This is a genomic window from Aquabacter sediminis (assembly GCF_028863665.1).
Taxonomy (GTDB): domain Bacteria; phylum Pseudomonadota; class Alphaproteobacteria; order Rhizobiales; family Xanthobacteraceae; genus L1I39.
On sequence record NZ_JARBFX010000019.1, the window covers coordinates 34351 to 41802 of the forward strand.

Annotated in this window: 6 protein-coding genes; 3 read left to right on the plus strand and 3 right to left on the minus strand. The window is 66.2% G+C overall.

From position 1 onward, the window contains the following. Nucleotides 1–58: 58 nt before the first annotated feature. Entirely contained in the window at nt 59–973 is a 915-nt protein-coding gene (locus PV781_RS23310; RefSeq protein WP_274778020.1) for a LysR substrate-binding domain-containing protein, read from the plus strand. A gap of 53 nt (nt 974–1026) precedes the next feature. On the opposite strand, the gene PV781_RS23315 is transcribed toward PV781_RS23310, so the two are convergent. Continuing rightward, nucleotides 1027–1677, minus strand: coding sequence for a glutathione S-transferase family protein (locus tag PV781_RS23315; RefSeq protein WP_274778021.1), 651 nt, complete (start codon nt 1675–1677; stop codon nt 1027–1029). A 277-nt stretch (nt 1678–1954) separates the two neighbouring features. On the opposite strand from PV781_RS23315, the gene PV781_RS23320 reads away from it, so the two are divergent. Next, nucleotides 1955–3175, plus strand: coding sequence for a polyhydroxyalkanoate depolymerase (locus tag PV781_RS23320; protein ID WP_274778022.1), 1221 nt, complete (start codon nt 1955–1957; stop codon nt 3173–3175). 41 nt (nt 3176–3216) lie between these two features. Here the strand turns inward: PV781_RS23320 and PV781_RS23325 are convergent, their stop codons facing one another. Beyond that, nucleotides 3217–4044 carry a bestrophin-like domain gene (locus PV781_RS23325; RefSeq protein WP_274778023.1) on the minus strand — a complete coding sequence of 276 codons (828 nt, stop codon included), beginning with the start codon at nt 4042–4044 and terminating at the stop codon, nt 3217–3219. A gap of 204 nt (nt 4045–4248) precedes the next feature. Between PV781_RS23325 and PV781_RS23330 the strand changes: the two genes are divergently transcribed. Next, complete coding sequence (locus PV781_RS23330) at nt 4249–5679, plus strand: homospermidine synthase (RefSeq protein WP_274778024.1); 1431 nt, start codon at nt 4249–4251, stop codon at nt 5677–5679. Between the two features lie 153 nt (nt 5680–5832). Here the strand turns inward: PV781_RS23330 and mgtE are convergent, their stop codons facing one another. Next, nucleotides 5833–7197 (minus strand): magnesium transporter, encoded by a 1365-nt coding sequence (mgtE, locus tag PV781_RS23335; protein ID WP_274778025.1) that lies wholly within the window; start codon nt 7195–7197, stop codon nt 5833–5835. Nucleotides 7198–7452 lie beyond the last annotated feature (255 nt).

A 7452-nucleotide genomic window follows, 5' to 3' on the forward strand; every position in this document is an offset into this window, starting at 1 on the left:
TGCGGAAGATACGGCCTTATCCTTCGGCTTATCCATAGGATGAGCGGAGCCGCCCCACATGCGCTTCGACCCCGCAGACCTGCGCCTGTTCCTCTCGGTGGTGGAGACCGGCTCCATCACCGCCGGCTCCCAGCGCGCCCATCTGGCGCTTGCCTCCGCCTCCGCCCGCATCAAGGGCATGGAAGAGGCCATCGGCACCGCCCTCCTCACCCGCTCCCGCGCCGGCGCAGCACCCACGCCGGCGGGCGAAGCGCTCGCCCATCATGCCCGCCTGATCCTCGACCAGACCGAGCGCATGCGCGGCGAACTGGCCCGCTACGGGCGCGGGCTGAAGGGCCATGTGCGGCTGTGGTGCAATACGGCGGCGCTGGGCGGGCGCCTGCATGGCGACCTCGCGGCCTTCCTCACCGCCCATCCGGATGTGGATCTCGACCTGTCCGAGCAGCCGAGCCGCCAGATCACGCTCGCTTTGGCGCAGGGCCTTATCCATCTGGGCATCGGCTCGGATGCGGTGGACACGCGGGGGCTGGAATTGTCGCCTTATGGGGAGGACCGCCTGGTGGCGGTGCTGCCGCCGGGCCACGCCTTGGCGGAGCGCCCAGCGGTGCGGTTCGCCGAGCTTCTGGCCGAGCCCTTCGTGGGCCTGCCGCCGGGCAATGCCATGCAGGAACTGGTGGGAAGGCAGGCCCTGCGCACGGGGGCCGCGCCCAAATACCGGGTGCGGGTGAACAGCTTCGAGCCGGTGGCCGAGATGGTGGCGGCCGGGGTCGGGGTGGCGGTGCTGCCGGAGGCGGCGGCCCTGCGCCTTGCCGCCGAGGGAACCCTCGCCGTGCGCCCGCTGGACGAGCCCTGGACGCGGCGGCGCCTCGTCCTCTGCGTGCGCAGCCGCGCCGCCTTGCCCGCCTTCGCCCGGGAATTGCTGGACCACCTGGAGGCGCGGGGGACAGGACCGGAGGATCCAAACGCCCCCTGATCGCCCGAGGGCCATCAGAACGCCAGGGTCAGGACGTCAGGCTCAGGACGCCCTCAGAATTCCACGTCCAGCTCTTCCAGCTCCTCGGGCTCGGCCTTGGCGCCCTCGATCCATTCCAGCATCAGGGGATGGGACATGATGCGGTCGCGATAGGCCGCGCAGGCGGCATCGAGGGGCACGTCATAGGTGGTGAAGCGCGAGCAGACCGGCGCGAACATGGCGTCCGCCAGGGTCGGGCGCCCGCCCATGAGGAACGGCCCGCCATGGGCGGCGAAGCAGCCGCGCCAGATGGCCACGATCCGCTCGATGTCCGCCCGCGCGCCGGCCCACACCTTGAAGCCGGGATACCGGCCCTTGATGTTCATGGGCAGGGCGGAGCGCATATTGGCAAAGCCCGAATGCATCTCGCCGGAAATGGACAGGCAGTGGGCGCGGGCCGCCCGGTCGTCCGGCAGGAGGCCGGCCTGGGGGAACACTTCGTTCAGATAGGAGGCGATGGCCAGCGTGTCCCACACCGTCACGCCCTCATGCACCAGGCGGGGCACCAGGAAGGACGGGGAGAGCAGCAGAAGCTCGGCCTTGGCGGAGGGATCGTCCACCGGCACGCGCTCCTCCTCGAAGGTCAGGCCGGCCATTTTGCACAGCAGCCAACCCCGAAGCGACCACGAGGAATAATTCTTGCTGGAAATGGTCAGCGTGCTCATGCCGGGCCCCGATTTTCGCCGCGAGGATCAATCTTAGCGGTTGCATGTTGCATTGCACCACCCCCCGCTTCAATATCTAGTTTAGAGGGCTTTACAGGTATATCCGAACCGCGTCAGGGGGAAGGCGAAATTATGACAATCTCCCAAAGACTTAGATCCTGCCGGGCAAAACCCCGCCGCGGCGCCTCCTAACGCGGCCGGCGAGACGTTTCATCGCAAGGGAAGAAAAATCGCGGCCACGGGCGCAGTCCGGACGGCCGACAAGGCGCAGGATCCCATGATGTACCTAGCCTACCAGACCCAGGCCGACTTGATGGAGCCCATCCGCTTCGGCGCCAAAATGGCGCGGCGGATGCTCGACAGCCCCTTCATGGGCCTGCTCGGCGGCAATAGCGGCATCCGCCATCTCTCGGCCGCCTATGAGATGGTGGAGCGCGCCGCCCTCTCCCACGCCCGCCTGCCCTTCCACATCGACAGCACCACGGTGGGCAACCGCGAGGTGGAGGTGGTGGAGGAGAATGTCTTCCGCATGCCCTTCGGCACGCTCCTGCACTTCAAGAAGGACGTGGACGTGCCCCAGCCCCGTGTGCTGGTGGTGGCCCCGCTCTCGGGCCATTTCGCCACCCTCCTGGTGGGCACGGTGCGCACCCTCCTGCCCGACCACGACGTCTACATCACCGACTGGCACAATGCCCGCGACGTGAGCCTGGACGAAGGCCCCTTCGCCTTCGACGACTATGTGGAACACGTCATCAAGTTCCTGGAATTCATGGGTCCCGGCTCCCACCTGCTGGCGGTGTGCCAGCCCTGCGTCCAGGCGCTGGTGGCCGCCGCCGTCATGGCGCAGGAGGACAATCCCGCCCAGCCGCGCAGCATGACGCTGATGGCCGGCCCGATCGATTGTCGCATCAACCCCACCAAGGTGAACGAGCTGGCCACCTCGAAACCCATCTCCTGGTTCGAGCGCAACCTCATCGCCACCGTGCCGCCGGGCTTTGCCGGCAGCGGGCGCAAGGTCTATCCCGGCTTCGTGCAGCTTTCCGCCTTCGTCTCCATGAATCTCGGACGCCACATGAAGGCGCATTTCGAGCTTTATGAGAATCTCGCCGCCGGGGAGCTTGAGAAAGCCGAGACCACCAAGGTCTTCTATGACGAATATTTCGCCGTCCTGGACCTCGCCGCCGAATTCTACCTGGAAACCGTGCAATATGTGTTCCAGGAATACCGGCTACCCAAGGGCGAGCTGACCTATCGCGGCAACCCCATCGACTTCAAGGCGATCCGGCGCACGGCGCTGCTCACCGTGGAGGGCGAACGGGACGACATCTGCTCCATCGGCCAGACCGTGGCGGCGCAGGACATCTGCTCCAGCCTGCGCCCCCATCGCAAGCGCCACCACATGCAGGCGGGCGTGGGCCATTACGGCGTCTTCAGCGGCCGCAAATGGGCGGGGCAGGTCTATCCCCTGGTGCGCAACCACATCCTCGCCAGTGATTGATTTCCCGCCCGGGACCTATCCCGGGCGGTGGCTGTCCGCGGTCAGCGCAGGGGCGGTGGCCCGGCGAGCGGTCCGCGCGAGAAGTCCTCGTGGACCTGGTAATATTTCACCGGGTCGATGCGCGAGACGCCCTCCTCATAGGGCTCGTCATTGGCAATGACGCCGCACACCACCAGCGACACCACCAAGGTGGCGCCCAGCGTCATGACAATGAGCAGCCGCAGCGTCCCCGAATGCACCACCGCCACGGCCAAAATGAGCAGCAGGCCGAGGCTCAACGTCAGGTAGAGCTTGGTATAGCTCACATGATGGATGGCGATGTCGATGCGCTGGGTGCGGCTCGTAAAGGCCTGGCGCACCAATTCGTCGATCTCCAGCGGCGCAAGGCCCACGCCGTCCGTCACCTTGTATTGCCCCACCTGGGCGATGATGCCGTAGAGCAGTTCGCGGGCCTTCACGCTGGTTTCGTTATAGGGGTCGGTCATCTTTTCAAGGATCGGCCATTCCTGCTCGAGGACCAGGCGCCCGTAATCCCGGATATTCTGTCTTATATTGTCGCCAATGGGTGTACCAAGGCCGTCGGCATGCACCCAGATCTCTGAAAGGGCCCGCGCCTCCTCATTGACCGCCCGCAGGGCGGCGGATTCGTTGTCCCACACGTCCGCGCCCAGAAAGGCCGCCGTGAGGCCGAAAATGGCGCCCAGCGGACTGAAGACCGAAGCCGATACGCCGGCAAAGGCATTCGGCGACCGCCTGCGCACCCCATAGACGCAATAGACGACACTGGCCGCATAGCTCAGCATGAAGATCGTAAGGACAAGCACCTCCTGATCGGAGGGAAGTGAATCCACCCACTGCAACACATTCATGACAAAAGCGCTCCGCCCGCACTGCAGCAATTGTCCGGCGGGTCAGTGAACCTCATGTGTCAGGAGGACTTACCCTTCAGGCTGTGGCGTGGCTTTTCGATCTTCTTTCGCTTTGAGGCACACTAGGTGTTGACGGCGCGGTCCCGCCTCAGCATGGTGCCGGCGGCCACGTTGGTGTTGGCCTTTGGAGGAGTATCGAAAATTATGAGCGATTGGCCGGTTCACGCGACCATCGACGGCCCCATCGTTATGATCGGCTTCGGCTCGATCGGGCGCGGAACCTTGCCGCTGATCGAGCGGCACTTCGACTTCGACCGGTCCCGCTTCGTGGTGATCGACCCGGTGGACGACGACCGCAAGCTGCTGGACGCGCGCGGCATTCGCTACATCAAGGCGGAAGTGACCGCCGAAAACTATCGCGACCTCCTCACCCCCCTTCTGACGGCGGGCGGCGGGCGCGGCTTCTGCGTCAATCTCTCGGTGGACGTGTCCTCCGTGGCGATGATGGAGCTGTGCCGCGAGCTCGGCTGCCTCTATGTGGACACCGTCATCGAGCCCTGGAAGGGCTTCTATTTCGACGAGACCCTCGGCCCGGCCGCGCGCACCAATTATGCGCTGCGCGAGGGCCTGCTGGATGCCCGCCGCCGTTCGCCCGGCGGCCCGACCGCCGTGTCCACCTGCGGCGCCAATCCGGGCATGGTGTCCTGGTTCGTCAAGCAGGCCCTGCTCAACATCGCCAAGGATACCGGTCTCGACCGGCCCGAGCCCAAGACCCGCGAGGAATGGGCCCTGTTCGCCCAGGCGCTGGGCGTCAAGGGCATCCACATCGCCGAGCGTGACACCCAGCGCGCCCGCGATCCCAAGCCGCGCGACGTGTTCGTGAACACCTGGTCGGTGGAAGGCTTCGTCTCCGAGGGCCTGCAGCCGGCGGAACTGGGCTGGGGCACGCACGAGAAGGAATTGCCGCCGGAAGGCCGCACCCATGAAGAAGGCTGCGGCGCGGCCATCTATCTGATGCGTCCCGGCGCCGACACCCGCGTGCGCTCCTGGACCCCGACGCCCGGCCCGCAATATGCCTTCCTCGTCACCCACAACGAGGCCATCTCCATCGCCGACTATCTGACGGTGCGCGAGAACGGCAAGGCGGTCTACCGGCCCACCTGCCACTATGCCTACCACCCGTCCAACGACGCCGTGCTCTCGCTGCACGAAATGTTCGGCTCGGGCGGGCGCATGCAGAGCGACTGGAAGATCCTGGACGAGCACGAGATCGTCGATGGCTGCGACGAGCTGGGCGTGCTGATCTATGGCCACGCCAAGAATGCCTATTGGTTCGGCTCCCAGCTCTCCATCGAGGAAGCCCGCCAGCTCGCCCCCTACCAGAACGCCACCGGCCTGCAGGTGACCTCCGCCGTGCTGGCCGGCATGGTGTGGGCGCTGGAGAATCCGGACGCCGGCATCGTGGAAGCGGACGAGATGGACTTCCGCCGCTGCCTGGAAATCCAGATGCCGTATCTCGGCCCGGTGATCGGCACCTATACGGACTGGACGCCCCTGACCGAGCGGGTGAAGCTCTTCCCCGAGGATCTCGACCTGGACGATCCCTGGCAGTTCAAGAACATCCTGGTGCGCTGAACCGCGCCTGCAAGACCCGTGCGGCCCTTTCAGGCCGCACCTTCAGCGCCCGCCTCCCCGGCGGGCGCTTTTGTTTTGGGCAAGACAGGGGGCCGGCGGCGGTCCCCTTCCCCACAGTGTCAGGATCGGGTGCCGGGCACCGGCCCCCTCCCCTCACAAAATGGTGCCGTGGAGGAACAGCCAGGCCACCGAGAAATAGATGACGATGCCGGTCACATCCACCAGGGTCGCCACGAACGGGGCCGAGGCGGTGGCGGGGTCGAAGCCCAGGCGCTTCAGCGCAAAGGGCAGCATGGAGCCCGACAGCGAGCCGAAGGTGACGATGCCGATGAGCGCGACGCCGATGGTGACCGACAGCAGCACCCAGTGCTCGCCATAGTCGAAGATGCCGGCTTCCTGCCAGATGGCGATGCGGGCGATGCCGATGACGCCGAGGATGGAGCCCAGCACCACGCCCGTGGGCAGTTCGCGGAACGCCACCCGCCACCAGTCGCGCAGGCGCAATTGCTGGAGCGCCAAGGCGCGGATGATGAGCGAGGTGGCCTGCGACCCCGAATTGCCGCCCGAGCTCATGACGAGCGGAATGAACAGCGCCAGCACGATGGCCTTCTCCAACTCGTCGGAGAAGACCTGCATGGCCGAGGTGGTGAGCATTTCGGAGAGGAACAGCACGCACAGCCAGCCGGCGCGCTTCTGGATCATCTCCTTGAAGCTGATCTGGAGGTAGGGCTCGTGGATATGCTCCATGCCGCCCATGCGCTGCACGTCCTCGGTCTGCACGTCGATCATGGCGTCGATCATGTCGTCGAAGGTGCAGATGCCGATGATGTGGCCGGTGGTGTCCACCACCGGGACGGCCAGAAGGTCGTATTTGGCGATCAGGCGCGCCACGTCCGCGCGATCCGCCAGCGCATTGGCGGTGATGGGCGCATAGGCCGGCGCCACCGACAGGAGGGGCGCGGCGGGATCGGCGGTGATGAGCGCCCGCAGCTTCACCACATTGACCAGCTTCTTCGTCGCTGGGTCCAGCAGATAGATGGCGTAGATGGTCTCGCGGGAGGATTCCACCTCGCGCAGATGGGTCAGCGTCTGCTGCACCGTCCAGTCGCTGGGCACGCTGACGAACTCGGTCGTCATGATGGAGCCGGCGGAATTGTGCGGGTAGGTGAGCAGCCGGTCGATGCCGGCGCGGGTCTCGGGGGAGAGGCGGTCCTTCAATTCGGAGCGCTTGGGCTCGGCAATCCAGCGCAGCAGGTCGGCCACCCGATCGGAGGACATGTGCTCCATGAGGTGGGCGGCCTTGTCGCCGGGCAGTTCCTCCATCACCTCGCAGGCCCAGGCGAAATCGGGCTGGTCCATCAGTTCCACCGCCCAGGCCTCGGGCAGCGTGCCCATGAACTGCACCGCCTCTTCCAGCGACTTGCGGTTCAAAAGCTCCACCACATCGGCCACATGGTGCGCGGCCAGCGCACTCGGCGCGGCCGAGATCGCCGCCGTATCGATCGGATCCTGCTTCATCCCTGATCCCCAGTCCGGCCCGCACGCGCAGGCCCCCATAAAGCCCTTAGCCGGAATGGGAGAAAGCCGTGTGACGCTCGGGCGCCAGGTCAGCCTTCGGACGGATAGAGGGGGGCCAGCCGCGCGCCGCGCGGGGCGCGGGGGTGAGGGCGATCCTGCCCGCCGCCTTGCCGCGCACGGCGACGCTGGTGGGGCTGATGGCTCTGTTCATTGGCGGCAATGTGCTGTGCGCCCTGGCGCCGAGCTATGGCCTGC